At 42.4% G+C, this 1,725-nt stretch carries 2 protein-coding genes; both read right to left on the bottom strand.

Annotated elements, in window-relative coordinates:
- The coding region (gene gltD, locus AB0G52_RS40945; protein ID WP_361344363.1) for a glutamate synthase small subunit at positions 1-1,436 on the bottom strand (1,436 nt) is incomplete at its 3' end.
- Positions 1,437-1,452: 16 nt separating this feature from the next.
- Positions 1,453-1,725, bottom strand: a 273-nt coding sequence (locus AB0G52_RS40940) for a hypothetical protein (protein WP_361344360.1), incomplete at its 5' end; no start/stop codon positions are given.

Raw genomic sequence — 1,725 nt, 5'->3', positions numbered from 1 at the left:
TATGCAACTTCTCTGCCTTCATTTATTGCCCAAACGATTAAGCTTTGCCCTCTTCTTGCGTCACCTGCTGCGAATACACCTTCTACATTTGTTTCGAAATTGCCATATTTAGCAGCAATTCTCGTATTTAATGTATCTACACCGAACTGCGCAAGTACAGGCTGTTCAGGACCTTCAAAGCCGATTGCAATAAACACTAGCTGTGCTGGCCAAACTTTTTCTGTTCCTGGTACTTCTTTAAAAAGGAATCTGCCGTCTTCTTGTCTGATTTTTTCCATTTGCACAGTATGAAGCTCCTTCAGTTTTCCTTCTTCATCACTCACTAATTTTGTTGTTTGGATGCTGTACTCTCTTGGATCTCTGCCGAATTTCTGCTGTGCTTCCTCATAAGCATAATCCAATGTGAACACATGCGGGAAAGCAGGCCACATATTTTCAGTAGCGCGTGCTAATCCTAATTGTGGATGCTTACCGAACTGAACTACTGTTTTACATTTTTGACGAAGAGCTGTAGCAACACAGTCTGCCCCAGTATCACCGCCGCCGATAACAATTACGTCTTTACCTTCTGCATTGATTTCTGGAGTTCCGACACTTGGATCAAGAAGACTTTTCGTTGATTGTGTTAAATAATCCATCGCAAAATGAACGCCATCTGAGTCTCTGCCTTCTATCCTTAAGTCTCTCTGCTTTTGAGCACCAGTACATAGGATTACTGCATCAAATTGAGCCTTAAGCTCTTCTGCTGTGATATCCTTGCCGATTTCTGTGTTTGTAACGAAATCAATACCTTCCTGTGTCAAAAGATTGACTCTTCTTTCTACATCCTTTTTCTCCAATTTCATGTTTGGAATCCCATACATCAGTAAACCGCCAGCACGGTCAGAGCGTTCGAACACTGTGACAGAGTGGCCAGCCTGGTTAAGCTGATCAGCGCTAGCCAGACCAGCAGGACCGCTTCCGACAATTGCGACTTTTTTGACTGTGCGCTTTTGTGGAATTCTTGGTGAAATCCAGCCGTTTTCAAACCCTTTATCAATAATCGTTCTTTCAATATTTTTGATTGCTACTGCAGGATCTGAGATGGCAACAGTACATGAGCCTTCACATGGTGCCGGACAGGCTGCTCCTGTAAATTCAGGGAAATTATTTGTTTTTAACAAACGGTCAAGTGCATCCTTCCATCTGCCTCTATAAACAAGATCATTCCACTCTGGTATTAAATTATGAATCGGGCAACCGGAGGTGCTTCCTCCGATTTCCATCCCGATATGGCAAAATGGTGTTGCACAATCCATACATCTTGCGCCCTGTCTGCTTAGCGCCTCGTCTGAGAAAGGAGCAGAATACTTTTTAAAATCGTTAATGCGGGAGAGTGGAGACCGTTCTTCCGCTTCCTCTCTTTTATATTCCATAAACCCCGTCGCTTTACCCAATTGTATCTCTCCTTTCTTACCGAACTGCTACTGTCATTTTAGTAGTTTGCTGTTTTTTTTTGCCTTGGTTTGAGTTGCTTTCAAATGCCTTCATTTCCGCTTCATCTTGAGATAATCCTAGATTAATTCCTGCTTGGATTTGATTCATCATACGCTTGTAATCCTTCGGAATTACTTTTACGAACTTGTGAATATATTTCTCCCAATTGCCTAACACTTGCTTTGCAGCGAAGCTGCCTGTTTCGTCTGCATGCTTTTTGATTAGCGATTTTACTCTGTCCTTTTCAGC

This window comes from Streptomyces sp. NPDC021562, from assembly GCF_040640875.1.
Classification (GTDB): domain Bacteria; phylum Actinomycetota; class Actinomycetes; order Streptomycetales; family Streptomycetaceae; genus Streptomyces.
This window is presented reverse-complemented; position numbering and strand designations above follow the sequence as displayed.